An 18,673-nucleotide genomic window follows, 5' to 3' on the forward strand; every position below is an offset into this window, starting at 1 on the left:
CAAGCCAACTCGAATAACATCGGGTTGGCTTTTTTTATTTTATAGCTTGATTTAATTCTCCCAGAATTCAGGTTCAAAGGCATGTCCTTCTATTTCTGTTACTTCTACATTGAGGTCATTTCCAATGCCGAACAATTCCTTGTCAGATAGATTTTCTTCTAGCCAAGGAAATAGGATCCGCTCCTCAAATCGAATGTGATTATTGATGATCTGACTGAGAGCTAACCCTTGTTCTATAACATCAGAAGGCGTAATATTAATGTTCGTGATAATGTTACTAATGATATTATGATCGTTTAAAAATCTACGTTTGATCTTCTCATCATTAATTAAATAGGCTAGCGTATTTTCTTCTTCTGTAAAATGATTTCGAAGGTGGTTTTCATAATAATCATTGATGTACCGAACAGCAGTGAGCTGATCTGTATGATTAAGTTTCTTTAGACGATGGCAAAACACAAGTCCATGATGATGCTCATGAGATAATGGAATAAGGTTTTCGTTTCTTTTCATATACTTTATTGGGTAGGGTTTACTATAATTTACCGATTCTAAATCGAAATCTCAAGAAGTTATGATCAATAACTTTTACAATGCATACCTCAGTCTAAAAGAAAAGATGGCGACTGCATTTTTCTCTTGATTGTATACAGGGTTGATATATACTTGAACATCTGGAGAAATATTGACATGTTCAGTAAGTTGCATATTGTAGTAAAGTTCTATACCTAATTGGCTTTCATCAATTTCAGGATCTACAGGTGCTCCAAGATCTACTCCAATTCCAATTTGATCATCTTTTACAATATTATAAGAGCAACCGGCCATGACCATATATCGCATGAGTGCTCCATCTCCTTGTGAGTAGGCTAATCTTGAAAATAGAGTTGTTTTATGAATAGAAGTAGAAGCGGAAAAACAAATCCCCTGACTTTCATTCGAGATCAAATTACCTTCGCTATCAGTTCTTGCATCTTGATACCAATACGTAACATGGATATTCTCTCCATTTAGAAATGGAGTATGGGTATTCCAACCTAATTCAACCCAATATAAATATTCTCCTTTGGCAAAAGATTTAAAACTATTACTGATAAAGTTGGTTGGTTCTCCATTAGCATCATGGAAACCTCCGGCAACATAAGTGTTTTTAATAAGGTCTTTTGCTAGAAATGCACCACCAATTCCTTGGTTGGGAATCGCCATTGCAGGGTTATTAAAAAAAGCTTCACTCAGAAAACATTTGTAAGGGTTCAACAATGGAAAAAGATCAATAAAATCTCCTGGATCCATGATACCTAAAACAAATCCATATTTATTATTCTTGAAAGATTGCCTCCAATATAAGTTGGTTAATCCCCAACCCATATCTTTAAAACTTGCTGTACTTAGTGCAGACCCTGATTCATATCCTAAATGTCTTGGAGCAGTAGGTGTTAAGCTATGTCTATTTTCAATCTTAAAGATTAAACCTCCTTGGGTGTCTTTGGTATTAACAGGTTCCCATGTACCAAAAAAGCGATATATTCCACTTGCCGCATTGGGTGAACCAGATTTTACATATGAAGAATGCTGTCCTAAAAACATATAATCCATTCCTATTGCTACATTATACTTTAGTTGAATGTATCTTTTGAAATCATAATAAGTGTCTAAAGGTTTATCCATGGGCTTTACATTTACCCAAGCATCTTTTTTCATGTCATCATTTAGAAGGTCAGCATCAACAGATTTAGAACCTCCTGTCATTTGTATTCTATCGTAGCCGGATTTTGTATTTTGGATATTTATTCTTTTTGACACTTGAACGGTATCAAGAAAGCTTCTCTTGTACATTGTAAACTCAGGATCATCTTTAAGGTCCATTAAATCTAATTCCATTTCAAGCATTTTATTTTCATTAAATTCTTGACCTACTTGTAGCATTAAATCGCTGCTGTCTGGAATATATATGTATCCATAGTCGGGGATAGTTTCTTTCTGAATGGCCCAGTATAAATATTCTCCTTCATCTAAAGTGATATTTTTCATTTCATCTGGAGCAAGGTTAACGGTGTCTTTGCCCAATTGAACCATCATACTGTCTATTGTTGTATTCCTTATATATATAAAGGCACTATCATGGTTGGCATGTGTCGAATGTATATTCTTGATTATATTTTCAGCCTCCAATAAATTATTAATCGTAATGTCTTCGATTAATGCATAGCCTTTCTGATCAGATTCTATATCCCATACCTTAATAAACTTGTCCTTGTGTTCCATATCAAAAACAAGAAGAAATTGTGCAGAATCAACAATGGTTAGAACATCAGATTTTACGGAAGGTAATAGATATACTTCTGTACTCTTATTGGTATTGGCATTAAACCATTGAGCATTTGCTTCAGGTATATTACAACTGAAGTAAATAATAAATAATACCCATAGGGAGATATTATAACGGATAGTTTTTGAAAAATAGTTTTGTATGAGCAGTAACATGTTAATCTCTATCAATCATAGTATAATATAGCTGATAATAAGATATTTATTAAAGTAGTCTTCAATAAAAATCGTAGTTAGTCTTTTCTTAAAATCAAGTATAATATACAAATCACAAATCAGTATTCGGATATCAAAAATAATGATTAATATCAAACAAAATAAATTAATTCTACTTTGTTAACTGTATTTGATCTGGAGAGAGAAGGTAGGTGTTTTTTTACGGAAGTATTTTTTCATAACAGTTAAACACACCTTTTCTAAAGGTTACTTCACCAAGTTTTTGATATCCTATTTTCTCATACATCCTATTAGAAATGGGGTTTCCGATAAAGGCATCGAATCGGAGTGAAGTGAGTCCATTTTTAGTAGCAAGTTGTTCACCATAAGCTGTGATTTTCTTGGCTATTCCTTTCCCTTGGAATTTGGGGTCAACAGATAAGCGGTGCATGACTAAAAACTTATTAGTAGTGTTTAACCACTGGATATCATTGTACTCGATATCAAACTCTTGATTAAAAATGACGTAACCTGCTAATTCATTATCTTCAAAGTAACCATAGGCGTTACTACTTTCCAGATCAGAAAGAATATCTTTTTCTGTTGGATATTGCTCATCCCATTGATCAATACCCATGCTTCTCATTTTAGAAATAACATTCTGAATTAATTCCATAACAGCATTAAGGTGTTGGGAAGATAAGTTTTGTATCACTGCTTTTTAGGTTTAATTTGAATAGTAGTAGGTATTGATATTATTTGCTCATAATAAGATCCACTTTATCTAATTCTAATTTCAATGGCATAATTTGCTCTTGATAAGAAGTAATAAGAGAATCAGGCAATGGTTCTGATGATGGTAACTCTTGTTTTCTTGAATCCACTTGTTTACCATTTTTCCAGAAACGATAACATAAATGAGGGCCTGAAGCAAGACCAGTTTTTCCTACATAACCAATTACGTCACCTTGAGTCACTCGCACACCTCTACGGATACCTTTCTTGATTTTATTCATATGAAGGTATTGTGTAGTGTACACACTATTATGACGGATTTTTACATAGTTGCCATTGTACTTAGAATAAGTAGCCGCTATAATTTCACCATCTCCAACAGCATGAATCGGTGTACCAATTGGGGCGGCATAATCAGTTCCTAAGTGGGCTTTGTATCTTTTCTGAACAGGGTGATAACGACGTCGAGAAAAAGAAGAAGATATTCTTGAAAAATGTAAGGGTGCTTTTAAAAATTCTTTCCTTAAGCTATTACCAAATTCATCAAAATATTCTTGTTTGCCATTGTATTCGTAATCAAAAGCATAATAATCCTTTCCAAGATGTCGAAACATTGCAGCTTCAATATGGTCTATACCTACAACAGAATCTTCCACCACTTTTTCAAAGAAAATGACTTTAAAACCATCTCCTTTTTGAATATGGAAGAAGTCAATTTGCCATGCGAAGACATCTGACAATAAGTTGACTAGTAAAGGTGACTCGTTTTGATCTGTTAATGTTTGGTATAAAGACGAGGTAATGTCTCCATGTACTTCCTTCTTCTGAAGTGTAACAGGTTTTTCCCCTTTATAGACTGTACAGCTGTCCTTAACATTGAAAACAACATAATTAATATCATCTTCCTCATAGATAAAGTAATCTACTCGGTTAGAGTCGGCGCCGAAAAGAAGTGTGTATTTCTGCCCATATTTTATTCTTCGAACATCAAACACACCTTTTGAGTTGTTGGCAAGTTTATAAATAGTGGAATAATCAATATCATACTTTGTCAAGACATCAGATAAATTCTGGTTTCTTCTAATCTTACCTTCTTTAACAACAAGGGTATCGATATTAATATTATAGAGATATTCTGAAGTATCCACTTCTACATAAATGGAGTCGGTAGTAAGTTGGTCATTTACTTCAGTATTATTATTTGAGGTCTCACAGCTCATCGCACCAAAAGTGATTAAGCCAGCAATGAAACTCTTGATTACATTCTTCATTATCAAAATTAAATCGGGAGGCTAAAATGTGAGTTTACATTCTAGCATATTATTGATATATCTGTAAAGCTAATAACCACATGCCTGCCCTACAATTAAACACCTAAAAATTGACAGACTATCACAACCTTTAACGCCAATTATTTTCAAGAACTACTGAAAACATTAACTGTGTACCCAATTATTAAATTTTGTAATTAATTGAAAATCTGAAAAATAGATCTATTTTAAGATTAATTTGCATTATTTTATTACATGATGCTAAATGACATTGAAAAATTTAAACTTTATTAGAATTATGTCAGTTAATATTTATAAATTGCAATTATTACGAAATTGTTGAACCTGAAATTTTTGCTACTTCTACTTATAAAAGCGACATATAATAATTTGAATTAGTGTAATATATTTCAGCTATCTATCATTTCTACTTATAAAAAATACTTATTTATTAATAATTACATTTATGGTAAGACTATACTCAACGCTTACATGATAGTTCCTTGAACCTATTCAAAATCAGGACTTAATTTTAAAACTTTTCTTTCGCTACTTATATAATACTGCAGTTTTAAACCCTGTAGTACGATCACTTATATATACTTATTTACAGCTTAATCTATTTCTACTGAATAGATAAATTATCGTTTATGCTTATATTTTCTACAAATCGATCACTAGCTTACTTGTTGACAATCCTCTCATTATTATTCACTATATCAACAACTAATGCACAAGCACCTTCCGACGGAAGAGTGTATCACTTCGATCCTTCTTCATTGAGTGGAGATGTTTCTTCATGGAGCATTACAGGGGAAGGCGGAAATCCTAATCTAACATTTACAGGAGATGCAGGCTACAGACCTACTATCTTGAGTAATGGTGTTTCAGGAAACAAAACAATCCAGTTTAACAATTCTGATTACTTATATAGTACCACAGCGCTTCCTGATATGAAGTCAGTGTACATTGTATTCAAAATTGATGGATTAAATGCTTCAGCTTCAACCTATCAAAATGTAAATCTTATTGGTGGTGGAAGTAAACAAGTAATTTTATCTGCAAAAGATTTTTCTTATTCAGCAGAAAGAGGTTTCCGATTCAATGTTACAGGAGGAGGACAAGGTTTTAAATATAGCCTTGACTTTAATGAAACGTACACTACAGGTACTTCAGCGTCGGGAGATTCTGATCCTAAGTGGAGTTATGGTACATGGCACATCTTAGAGTTAGAATTTACAAATTCAACAATTGCTGATTTAGATCTTGGTGATTACTCTAAAATCTTTATTGGTGCACTGCCATTTAACAATCATGGAGCAGTAGAAAATAACACTTTCCAAGGTGAAATTGCAGAGATTATTGTTTACGATAAGAAAGTAGATGATGTAATTGCTTCAGGTAACACACTACATGAAGATGTAGAAACTTATCTAGATTCAAAATACAACCTTTATTCATCTAATGTTTGGTATACGACTACAGGTGGTGGATACAAAACATTTACTGATGCCAATTCTTGGACTACGAGTTCAAATGGTGTTGGTGGTACTAATGGTGTACCTTTACCTAACGATGAAATTCACATTTTAGGTGGACAAACAGTTACTGCTACAGCAGATAATTTATACTTCTCTAAGATGGTCGTTGAAGAAAATGGCATCTTGGATTTAGGAGAAACTACAGGGCACAACTTCCAAACAATACAAGGTTCTGGTACTATTACTTTAAAAACAAACAATGTCCCACTAGGATATGGTTTGGACCCTACAGTAGGATTTTATTCTTATGATGCAGCAACTGGAAAAGGGGGTACACTAAGATTTGAAGGAGGTAACGATATTGTATTAAATAGTGGATTTAACTACGAATTTGGTAACGTTGAAATAGATATAAATGGTAATAATTTTTATGCACAGGATCTAGACATCAATGGTAATTTAAATATCGTCAATGGTAATTTGATCTTTGGTGATTTTTCTGGAGCAACATATGTAGAAACAGCATCAACACTGAATATTGGTCATTCATTATCTATTGCAACTAATGGTGGAATCGATACTCACGCTAACGATACACAAAGTCATATTATCAATATCAACAAAGACTTTTTAAATGAAGGAAATGTTGATGCTCCTAAATTATCATTAAGAGCTATTGATGAAGTAGAAGAACAAAAATTCGAATTTAATGGTGCAACAGACATCTATCAAGTGTATGTCAACAAAGGGCTTACAAGTAGATTAAGTATCTCAGCGAATTCATCAGCTAACCTTAAATTAGGAAATGATGGTAAAGGTTTAACCATTGTCGAAGGTATTTTAAATACTGGAGGAGGAATTCGTTATGATTTCAATAATGCCTCAAATAGTAGCTACTCTCATACTCTTCCTGAAGCTGCAACTCTTGAAATTGGAGCAGGAAGTATCTTAACTATGAGTGGTGGATTTGTATTTTATGTATCAGGTAAGATTAATCTTGATGGAGGTATATTCGATATATATAACGATGGAGTGAACAACCCTACAATGGGTATAGTTTTAAGAGAATTATCACAATTAGAAGTAAACAGTGGTACGTTAAAGTCTACAGTGATTCGTCCAACGGTAGGTTCACTTTCAGCTATACACAGAGGTTCTATAAAACTATACGGTGGTACTACTCACCTTTATGGTACATCCCAAGCTTTTTATACGCTAGTATTACCTTTCTCAGATAACTCTTTCGAGATGTATGATGGAGCAGAGTTAAATATCTATGCAGAAAATGATAAAGGTATTCATATTGATGCTAACCCTGAAAACGTAAATGTAGAGGGTGGTGAAATCAATATCTTTACAACTGCAGGAAATAACTTTATTCTAAATTCATCAGCACCTCTTTATAATGTAAATACTTATGGAGATGGAACTGTAAAATTAGCAGAGGCTACCTATTCATGGAGTGGAAATAATGTAGTGACTCCAGCCAATGATTTATATATCAATGGATCATTAAACCTTGCTGCTAGTAAGTTGGACGGTAACAACAAAGACTTATACATCAAGAAAAACCTAATCCTATCAAAAGAAGAACCATTTGTATATACAGGTATTCAAAGAAATACAGGAACTAATCAAGCAAATTGGTTCCAATCGTCGGTAAATTGGATCAACTTTATTGGTAATGATGATTCTGAGTTAAACATTAATTATGAAATTGCTAACGATATTACTTTTGATGTTGGTAATATTTCAGTAGGTAATTTTAGAATCAATAAAGATACACAAGACAAGAAAGTAACATTAGTTGCCCATTCTAGTTTTGCTATTTCTGATGACACCGAAGCTACAATCGGATACCATGAAAATGAGTCTAACTTAATTGATTTTGAAGGAGACTTTGAATTACTTTCAGGTATTTTTGATCATAGAAATTATTCTGTTCGATTATTTAGAACAGGTGCTACAGTAAAGAACTTCGGTACATTTGGTATTTATGATGGAACAAAAACATTGTCAGATACTGAAGGTACTGCAGGTGTACAAGCCTTATTAAAGTTTAGAGAAGGTGATGTAACCATCGAAACAACCGACAACGCTGTATTTGGTAACGTTCGTATCTACCTTGAAGATCACACATTAAGTTTTACAAGTGATGTGAAATTTAATCGTGTACAATATGTTTCAGGTACTGTGGATTTACAGGATTATCAGTTAACTATCGATCGCTTTACATTTGGTACAGGTTATTCTTTAACATGTGCTAGAGATGGCGACAATAATGTAGTAAATGCTGGTTGTGAGGATGCTATTATTCCTCGTTTTGGTACTGGTACTTTAAAAAGAAGTAACACAAATATCAAAACATACAATAACTTCTTTGTTACGAATGGTAAAGCTTCTAGTGGTGGCTTAAGATTAAAAGTAGATAATAATAGAACTGACTTTGAGTTTGTTAATATCCATGATAAGTTAACCAACAAAAAATATACAGCATCACATGATGATGACGCCATCTATATGGCCAACTCTCGTAGATATGGCGGTATAGCCCTTCACTTTCCGGTTGCTATAAGAGATGATAATTCAAATTATATCTATACACCTGCCAGTGTTGTTTTGACTAATGTAGATGATAATAATTCTGGTTATATTTCTGTATCACCGGCATTATCTCAATTACCTACTGCCAATCAAGATTCAAATGATGAATTATTAGGTGTTTATTGGAATGTAAAACGTTCTTCTTTTACAGAAGATGCGACTTTACCAACAGTAAGATGGTTCTTCGAAATCCCAAATGATTTTGGTTCAGGGTTAAATCCATTTACTTCTAACTCTAATGACTTAACAGATTCTGAATTAGAAGATTTGGTACCTGGTAAAGTATTAGACAACGATAGTTATATCAGACAAAACAATGCAAATGTATCTAGTACTTATGAGCGTATCAGTTTTGATGCTCCGGAAATAGATGCTAATGGCGATATTACCAACCCAACGGTAAGTGATATTAAAAGAGATATTATGCTAATGTCTAGATGGGATGGAAATTTAGCGTTTGACCCTCTAGATGTATACCAAGATAAATTAGTATTTGCATTCGAAGAAAATTACGATGGTTCTGATAGGTTTGTATTAGAAAATGCAAACTACACAGTAGGTCATCCAACTCGTTTTGATGGTGCACCAAGAATTATGGTTTACCAAAATAAACTAGCATTAGATGGTGATGGTAAATATCAGTACAATTATGGTGCTGGAGAAGGGGATAACTCTTGGGATAACCCTTTAAACTGGTATGTTTTAGACGAGTCAAAATATGACGATGCTAATGCTTTAACTCCAATTGGAGCCGGTGGTCAGATTCCTACAAAAAATGATGTTGTAATTCTAGGTACTGAAGATTTTGGTGCAACAGGAATTATCATCAATACAGGTAAGAGTACGTTAACTTACAGTGAAGCAGAGTACGATAATGGATTAAATGCTTACATTCAAAAAGATATTGAAGTAGCGGAATTAAAATTTGAACACTCTGAAAGAAGACGAGGTAATATTGAAGTTTACGGTGGTGATCTGAAAATTGGTAAAGTAACAGGTGCAGGAGAGCTGGCACTAAACTTCGGTAAAGACGAGGATCAAGATTACTTCGAACCAAAACTGATAGGTGACTTTGGAGAGTGGACCAACAATCCGATAAGTATATTAAAGTTGATGTTCCCTTTTAAATTGAAAGGTACTTCAGGTGAAGAATCGATCACTACTTTAGCTCATGCAGCAGATTTTGGGGCAACAGCATTAACAAAAATGCCTCAATTGAATTTATCAAAACTTCCAATTGTAGAATTACATTCAGGGGCATGTTACTTTGACTATGACTTTGAAGCAGAAGCTATAGAAGTGAGATATAGAGGTACATTATATATCGATGGTGAAACTACAAATGGTAACATCACTTTAAATGACACCTTAAGAGTACATAACGATGGTGCTATTATCTTCGGTAAAGAAGGTAATCATCCTAAAACAATCAATGCAGGTACTTTATTCTCATCTCAGAGATCATCAGAAGGTGTACTTGAAAACCAGAACTATATATACATCGAGCAAGGGATAGCAACAACACCTGTTCATCATACTTTAAATGTTTCAAAGAATTTAAAAATCAATGATATTCTTTACTTCGATTTATATGGTGGAGGAATCAATGATAGTGATGGAGCAACAGATGCACAAGCTTCAAAAGTAACATTAAACTTCACTGGAGATGAAGATGCATCATTCGAGTATCCTGATGCAGAGCAAAGAGCATCGATTGAATTATATGATGTATCGTTCAATAGAGGTAAGTCAACAACTTTCACAATACAGGATCCATTCACTATTGCTAAAACAGCTGATGGAGACACAGAAGAAAAACCTTTCCTAATCAATAGTGGTACTGTTGTATTAGAACCATCTTCTGCTTGGAATGTAGAACTAAATTCAGGAGGTGAAGAATATTATATTCCTTCTGATGCAGGTTTAATCGTAAAAAATAATGCGACAGTAACAATTTCTTCTACACATGCTACAACTGGTGGTATGTTATTAGATGGTCTATTGGAAGTAGATGGTGGTACTGTCGATTTCGATGAAGGTTCTTATAACTATATCAGTTATGGTATTTCTGGTAATGCCAAGATTAATGTAAAAGCAGGTGAGTTTGTTGTCGGCGGGCAAGTTCGTAGAGTATTGAACAACGATAAAGGAGCACTTCACTTCTATCAAAGTGGTGGTACATTTACTGTTGGTGGTCAGACTCTTCCTAGTAATTATAATCAAAAAGCAATATTTGAAATCGTTGATGATGGATCTATTAATTTAGATTTCACTTATGATGAGTCTAATCCTACAACTTCATTTACAATCAAAGGATCTACTTCTTATGGAGCTAATGATGTCAGTTTATTACTAACACCAACTACACAATCATTAAGTAATTTCTATGAGAATGAAGACACAAGTTTACCTTCAAGAATTCTTATTGAAGGAGACAATTCATCAACATTCTCTATTCACTCAACTTTACCATTGGGTGATACAGAAGTGAAAAGTGGTACTGTAAAAGTATTGGAAGACGATTTGTATTTCAGTGGTGATCTATTAATCAACGCTGGAACTACTTTTGAACAAGGGATAAAAGACGTATGGTTCGATCAGAGTATTTATAACTCAGGAACGTACGAGGCCGAAAATACAACGACTTACTTCAATAAAGCAACTCAATATTTATACGATAGAGATGCTGATGGATCTGCTTTGGGTGTTTATAATTTCGGAAATGTAAAAGTAACTCAAGAGACTTCAAAGTTGATTATTACTTATGCACAAACAGAGAATGGGCAAAGTGGTATTTTAATTAATGGTAACCTTGAGCTAGGTGAAGGTGCTAGAATTGGCCCAAAAACGAATGATACTGGTTTAATACAATCTGATATCTATTTACTAGGTGATTTATTCTTATCTAACGGTACTATCAGTAATGATAATTCAGGTAATGGTAAATTATATATGGCGGGTACTTCGAATCAAATTATCAATTCTGAAGAGGGGACAATCTACAGTATGGTGATTGATAATATGAACCACGCTTCTTTAAAAGATCCAGATAATGAAGATCTATTCCTGACTTTGACAATCGAGAATTGCTTACAATTAAAAAGTGGTAATCTTCAGATTGATGAGAATACTTTAATTATTGAAGAAGGAGCATCTATTACAGGTGCAACGAATGCATCAACATTAAATGACTTCAGTAATACAAGTATGATCGAAGTAACGGATAGAAACCGTAACGGCGGTGTATATGTGATGTATGCTAAAACGGAAACAAAATCTACGGTTGTTCCATTAGGTGTTGGTAGTAAGTTTACACCAATTGAATTGGACTTAACAACAGGAGCTACTTCTGATAATTTTGGAGTCTCAATCAATGTATTGAATGAAATTCCAGTAAAATCTATAGAAGAAGGTCTAACTCAAGCTGATGCTAGAATTATTGATTTTGGTTGGTACATTAATATGGTGAAATCCAATTCTTCAAGATCAATAAGAGATATTCCTACAGGTGTTCAATTAAGTGTCAACCTACACTACAATGATGAAGATATTATCAATGGAGGTGATGAAACGACTTACCTTCCATCTGTAAATGTGGGGAATGCATTCTATGATTTCACTGTAAACGATGTTTATGAGAATGATAATTACGGTACAGTGTTAATTAATGCTGCATTGATGGCCAATATAAATGCGTTATTACCTGCCAACTTACAGGAATCGAAATTTGAGTCATTAATGGTAATAGGTCACCCAGATGATATTGCAGATCTTACACCTATTTTTAGAACACAACCAAGACAAACAATGACTCAAGTTGACAATGATGGTTTAACTGAGTTGGCTTGGAATTCTACTTCTTCTTGGCAACGTTATGATTACTCTTTAGGTAGTTATGAAGCATTGCAACCTACCGACGATGTACCAGGTTTAGGTGCAATTGTTAAAGTACGAAGAGGTACAGCAGTAGTATTAGATCAAGATGTTGAACTTTCTGAAATCACAATAGAAGATGAAAATACAACTTACTACGATGGTAAATTAATTATTGCAGCAGGTTCAGAAGGAGCAAGTTTAGGTAAAGTTGATGGTAAAGGTTTAATCATCATGAGAATCGAGAGATTGATCGATGATAACTGGTCAGAATTCTTAACACTAAATAATGGTGGTGTTATTATGGATATCACTGGTAATGCTACTTATACTGATGTAGAAAATAAAAATGGTGATGGTTCATATGCGAATGATTTTATCGAAGTAAATGCCGCTACCAATGTTGCAGGTATCAACGAGTTAACACTTGTAGCTCCAGACAATGGTTTAGGTGCAGAAACATATCCTGTGTATACATTAAATAGTAACCTTACTATTGGAGATAAAGGTCTAACAGTAAATGATGGAACAACACTAATCATTGGTAATAATAATGAGGTGGAAGTGGAAGTGATGACGGATTTAACTTTAAAGAAAGATCCTGATATGGCTGAAAACAACCATGCGAGGTTATATCTTAATGGAGGTTCCAAACTAGTTATTCATGGTAACTTTATTGCAGAAGCCGGTACTGTGATTAAAAGTTTCAATAGTAAATCGGGTGAAAAAGAATTTGTCTTTAAAAAGGATATTACTTTCGAGTCGGGTGTAGTTCTTAGTGATAATGATTTAACATTTATCTTAGATGGTACTACTACTCAGCATGTACAGGTGGGTAATACGAAAGATATGCCATTGAAAAAAGTAGTAGTGATGAACACATCTTCTGAAACTACTGAAGAGGCAATCCAATTACAAAGTAACTTATTTGTTGGTGAAGAATTAGATCTTACTGACGGTAAAATTGCTTCAAATGGTTTCTTGTTCCATAGAGGAGCAATTAACTATGATCCTGATGCGGTAGTGAACAAAGCTTTTGCTTCTTACATAACTGGTTTAGCACATTTCTTAGTAGAAGCAAACCATGAAGGAGCAACTTTCTTCCCTATAGGTAACTTGGCTGATTTCCATCCAATTGGAGTAGGACAAATTGAGCAGAAAGACCCAGGCTTCTCACATAAAACAATTGATGCTGGACAATCTCATATTGTATGGCAAGTTGAATATGTAAGCGGTAAGAAAATAAAAGGCGATGGTTCGGATTTAGATTTACCTGCTGATATTAATACAGTATATACAGAAGGGCACTGGGAGTTAAACCCAATGACGGTTGGAGAAACATTAGCTCGTCAGTCTGAAGAATTTACAACTCACGTCAATTTTATATTTGATGGTAAACTGGATGGCTATGCAGCTGCAGAAGATGTAAGATTGTTATATCACACAGACGGTGCTGAAACTTGGGATTACTTACAATCAGGAGAGCCAGATTATCTACCTGCTGATGGTGTGATCCAATCTACTCCAATTACATTCTATGGTACTCGTCCAAGTGGAAGTGGCTCTAGATTAATGTCGAATGCAAGAACTTTATCTGAAGTAATTGGAAATCCAGGTAATGATAATAATATTATTTCGGTGTCCAATGCAGGTGATGACCTTCCTGTAGAGCTGGTTTACTTCGAAGGCGAACTTGCAGATAATGGTGTGACATTATCTTGGAGTACTGCTGCCGAATTAAACAATGAAGGTTTCTATATTGAAGTGTCAATTGATGGAAGAAACTACGAAGAAATCGCTTTTGTAGAAGGTCAAGGTAACTCAAATATTACGAAAAATTATTCGTATATTCATGAAAGACCATATGGAGGTCAATCGTACTATAGATTAGTTCAAGTAGATTTTGACGGACAGTATGAGATCTTCGGACCTGTGGTAATCAACAACGAATCTGAAGATACGGAAACGGTCAATGAAGAATCAGTGTTGATTTATCCAAACCCTAACAATGGCGATGTGGTGAATATTCAGTTCACTAATTTCGACCAAGAAGTACAAGTTGTATTAATGAACAACAATGGATTAACAATTGAGTCTATCACTCATAATCCATCAGAAGATCCTGAAGCTTCATTTGGTGTAAGGGATTTACCTTCTGGTATGTACTTAATTAAAGTGATCGATGCGAAGAAATCAGTCGTAAAAAAATTGATAATTCGCTAATTATATAAGCAGAGTGGGAAAGGCTATCACCAATTGGTGGTAGCCTTTTTGTTTTTTATTAAGTATTTATGATAAGATTCTAAGAAGTTGGTGAGGAAAATTTATGCTCTTGTGTTCTTTGTTTACATATTTGCCCCTTGGTATTACTAACGTATGCTATACATAATCTTATCACCCAATGATTAACTACCAGAAAGTAGCTATTTTGCTGCTATTCGCTTATTTGAATACTACTAATAATTTTCTCTTTGCTACTACTTGTTTACCCAAAACCAATGACACTAATGAATGGATTGATAAAATATCTATTGGTAACTACCAATTAGAACAATCTATGAGTAATGGTTTTGAGACTGTAAAGACGAGATTTACTTTTGATGCGTCAAAAGAGTATTCTATTACTTTAACTCCTGGTTTCCGAACAGCAATGATTCCGGAAGGCTGGGCCATATTTATCGATTTAAATCATGACAATGATTTTGACGATGATCATGAGGTATTACTAGAACTCTCACCAGAGTCTGGTACGATAACCTCTGCTTTCCAATGGTATATTCCAGGTATGAAATCAGATACTTATACCGTTAGGATTGGTATGAAATACAATGATATTCCATTCTCCTGTTCTTTTGATGAAAAAGCGGATTATGTTGATTTCGTTGTTGATCTCCAAGCTCCTTCATTGCTGATTCCTCAAGAACATTACATCAGTGGTAATAGTATATCAGTTGCATTTGATGATGATATAGGTATCAATAAAGATGTCGTTCTTATTGATGAAAATAATCAAGAATATCATCAGCAAAGTTCCTCAGAAATAGTTACTTTTTCGGATTTACAACCTAATAAAGAGTATACTATAAAAGCTAAATCTACTGATGAATTACTCTATTCAGTACCTTTTAAGATAAAAACACTAGCTACTAATTCTACCATTAAAATTGAGGATAAAGCATCTACTATTGTTTCCTCTCCAATCATTTTCTCTGACCCAAGTAGTTTAAACGAAGCCTATAATAGTCGAGAAAAAAGAGTCCATAAGTTTAGTACATCAAATCCAGATGCAGTGGTCGGTATTAAAGTCAATTATTGTGAGCTACAAGCCAATAACGATTACTTAATAGCCTCTTCTGAAGAAGTGTTCTCTATCAAAAATCTAAATTTTTACCTGACAGGAGACGTCGCTAAAGGCAGAACATTTTTCTCTAATTCCTCTGAAGTGTATTTCACTTTTATGACCAATGCTTCTCAGAATTTTGAAGGTTTTGAAGTAGTTGTTTTTGAGGCATTACCCTTGGATCAAGAGTTTTCTATTCTACCTGGAGACAACTTTGCTGAAATTGTTTTTGATAACAATGCGAACGATGTTTATACATTGGAATTACAAGATAATACAACAAAAGAGTTCTCCATTTATACGACTACATCGGATCATTACCTCATAGAAGGGTTATCAAAATCACATACCTATAAAGTTAAGATTAGAAAGGATGGTTATGCCTTTGGTACAGAAAAAACATTTGCAACTTTATCGTCAGCGCCTCAATTATTATATAAGGCGTCTTATACTGATCAAATAGAATTGTACTGGGAAGATGAAAGTGCTGAATATTATAAGGTAGAAGTCAAAAATGGTGAAGAAACCAATATTGAAGTCTTTTATTCTAATTATGTATCGGTAGAGGATTTAATTCCAAATACAGCGTATCAATTTAGAATTCGGTCTAACAATTCAGCTTGGTCAGAATGGGTAGATATAAAAACATTAATGACTGATGTTTATGTGATGGAAGCACATCCTTTAACAGTAGATCAGTTAACACATACAGATCCGCAAGGTTTAAATAGTTTTTACCATTCCAATCAACAAATTACTCAGCTTTTAAAACCAATTGACCAACAACATAAAGTGTCTTTTGATTTAGTTGATTTCTACCTAGAACCAGGAATCGATTATTTGGAGATTTACAATGGCGATACCGATGAACTGATTACAAGAATTTCAGGAGACTATTATCCAGTTGCACCTGTTGTAAGTACTCATGTATCAGGTGAGCTTAAATTGGTTTTCTACAGTGATGCATCAAATACTGGCGTTGGTTGGGTGGCAAATGCATCATCCATTAGAAAAGCTCCAGAAGCACAAATTTTAGCCATAACTGATCAAGAAATACAGTTGTTATTTGATGGGAATAATGAGTTTCTACACTATAAACTGAAACAAAACGGTGAAATTGTAAAAGAAGGAACAACAGCTTCTGAGCAATTAAATATTACTGATTTAATTAGTTCTACAAACTATGAAGTGGTATTTAATTATGCAGACCATGTTGATCAATCGTCATTTAGATTTCAAACTAATGGATCTGCTCCACTTCTTCAGTTGGCTAGAGTATACGATTCAAAAGCCTATTTTACCTTATCAGGTTTTGATAACCAAAATATGGTTACAGTTTTAATTAATGATGAAGAACTGGTTTTTAATGCAACCGAAGAGTTGGAAATCGATAATTTAGAACCGTCAGAACTGTATACCATTGCTGCGAAATTTGGTGATTCAGAGTATTCAGAAGAGATTCAGTTTAAAACAAGAGCAGAAGGGTTAAATGGATATTTTCAGCTTCAGCCAACAGAGTTTTTTAGTAAAGTAGGAGAAGTAGATTATGAAGTAAGTATAGATTTAGCTTATCATAATCTAGATTTTGATGCTCCTGTACTGTTAGATATGGAAATTGTTGGTATGTACGAAACATATCAAATCTCAAATAATTCAATCTTGAGGGTGGTGCCACAATCCAATAATATCGTATCTGGAGTGATCACAAAAGAAATGCTGGAAGAGATTAGAGATATTCCATTAGGCATCAACGTAAAGATGAAAAATACTGATGGGACAACGGTCTTTGATAATAATGGTGAGCCATTCTATTTGTCGTTTCCATTTAAAATTATGGCCGCCGCTTCAGTAAGTCAAGGGGATGAATCTTTAAATTTAACAGTGAGTAATGCCTCGCAAGTACAAGAAGTAATTTTAGATGGAAAAAGTACGCCATTTATCATTGAAGATGGAGTATTGTTATTGGATTTGCCCGAATGGTTGTCTCAAACAGATCATTATATTCGATTAGTCAACGATCAGTTTTATGATGACTTATACTTTACAGTTGGAGGAGAAAGGGTACTTGACATTCCTACTCTAGCTATCACAAAGGATTCGACAGCTTTGTCTATCGCTTTTGATGATGTATTTGCTGCAGAAGGATATGAAATAAAATGTGTCAATCTTAATAATCAACGTTCCTCTTCATCAGTAATCTCCAATACAAACTTAACCATGGATGTTGAAGAAGCGACTAGCTATTCAATTGCTATTAGAACTTTATTTGAAGACGAAATTACTTCGGAATGGAGTGAACCAACTACGGTTTATGTCAATAGAGTGACGTTTGAAAACCCAACTATTTCAATACTTCAGGTAGTGGATAATGCGATTTCTTTTGAATGGAATAACATCGAAAATGCTGAATTTTATTCGGTTCAAGTAGAAGGAATCGATCAAATAACAGAGCTAGAAGCAGATATCACCTCTTTTGAATTATCTGATTTGACACCTAATACTACTTACCGATTGGCGATTACTACTATATATGCCAATGATGAAAAGAAAGTTAATACTGACTATATCGAAGTAACTACAATTCCTGGAGTTTCAACCTTGGGAAATCAGTTAGCGGAAAATCTAGAAATTCATGGTACAGATCCATTGTTAAATACTCAAAAGCTGAGTTTCTCTAGAGACTTTTTAGAGACACCAACTTATTTTATCTATGATGCAAAAGGACATCTGATCGATAATGGAGCATTGACAGGGAAGGAGTTAATATATACACATTTACCTAATGGATATTATCACTTGATTTTGAAAGAAGGAGAAACAGTTCATCGTTTTCCATTCGTTCGTTAACTTTTGAATCTATTAAGAGCGATACTTTCAATCAATTC

The 18,673-nt window shown here is 34.0% G+C and carries 6 protein-coding genes; 2 read left to right on the forward strand and 4 right to left on the reverse strand.

Annotated elements, in window-relative coordinates:
* Positions 1-51 precede the first annotated feature (51 nt).
* From HGP29_RS01610 to HGP29_RS01625, 4 genes are all read right to left on the reverse strand, one after another.
* The gene (locus HGP29_RS01610) at positions 52-513 is read right to left on the reverse strand and encodes a hemerythrin domain-containing protein (RefSeq protein WP_168880561.1); all 462 of its coding nucleotides are present in this window, start codon (positions 511-513) and stop codon (positions 52-54) included.
* A 75-nt stretch (positions 514-588) separates the two neighbouring features.
* Complete coding sequence (locus tag HGP29_RS01615) at positions 589-2,484, reverse strand: carbohydrate porin (RefSeq protein WP_168880562.1); 1,896 nt, start codon at positions 2,482-2,484, stop codon at positions 589-591.
* A gap of 220 nt (positions 2,485-2,704) precedes the next feature.
* Positions 2,705-3,199, reverse strand: coding sequence for a GNAT family N-acetyltransferase (locus HGP29_RS01620; protein ID WP_168880563.1), 495 nt, complete (start codon positions 3,197-3,199; stop codon positions 2,705-2,707).
* Between the two features lie 40 nt (positions 3,200-3,239).
* Positions 3,240-4,490, reverse strand: a complete 1,251-nt coding sequence (locus tag HGP29_RS01625; protein ID WP_168880564.1) for a peptidoglycan DD-metalloendopeptidase family protein — start codon at positions 4,488-4,490, stop codon at positions 3,240-3,242.
* A gap of 650 nt (positions 4,491-5,140) precedes the next feature.
* On the opposite strand from HGP29_RS01625, the gene HGP29_RS01630 reads away from it, so the two are divergent.
* Both HGP29_RS01630 and HGP29_RS01635 read left to right on the forward strand, forming a co-directional pair.
* A complete protein-coding gene (locus HGP29_RS01630) occupies positions 5,141-14,671 on the forward strand; it encodes a T9SS type A sorting domain-containing protein (RefSeq protein WP_168880565.1) in 9,531 nt (3,176 codons plus the stop codon).
* 178 nt (positions 14,672-14,849) lie between these two features.
* The gene (locus HGP29_RS01635) at positions 14,850-18,635 is read left to right on the forward strand and encodes a GEVED domain-containing protein (RefSeq protein WP_168880566.1); all 3,786 of its coding nucleotides are present in this window, start codon (positions 14,850-14,852) and stop codon (positions 18,633-18,635) included.
* Positions 18,636-18,673: the final 38 nt, after the last annotated feature.

Source organism: Flammeovirga agarivorans (genome assembly GCF_012641475.1).
GTDB classification, from domain to species: domain Bacteria; phylum Bacteroidota; class Bacteroidia; order Cytophagales; family Flammeovirgaceae; genus Flammeovirga; species Flammeovirga agarivorans.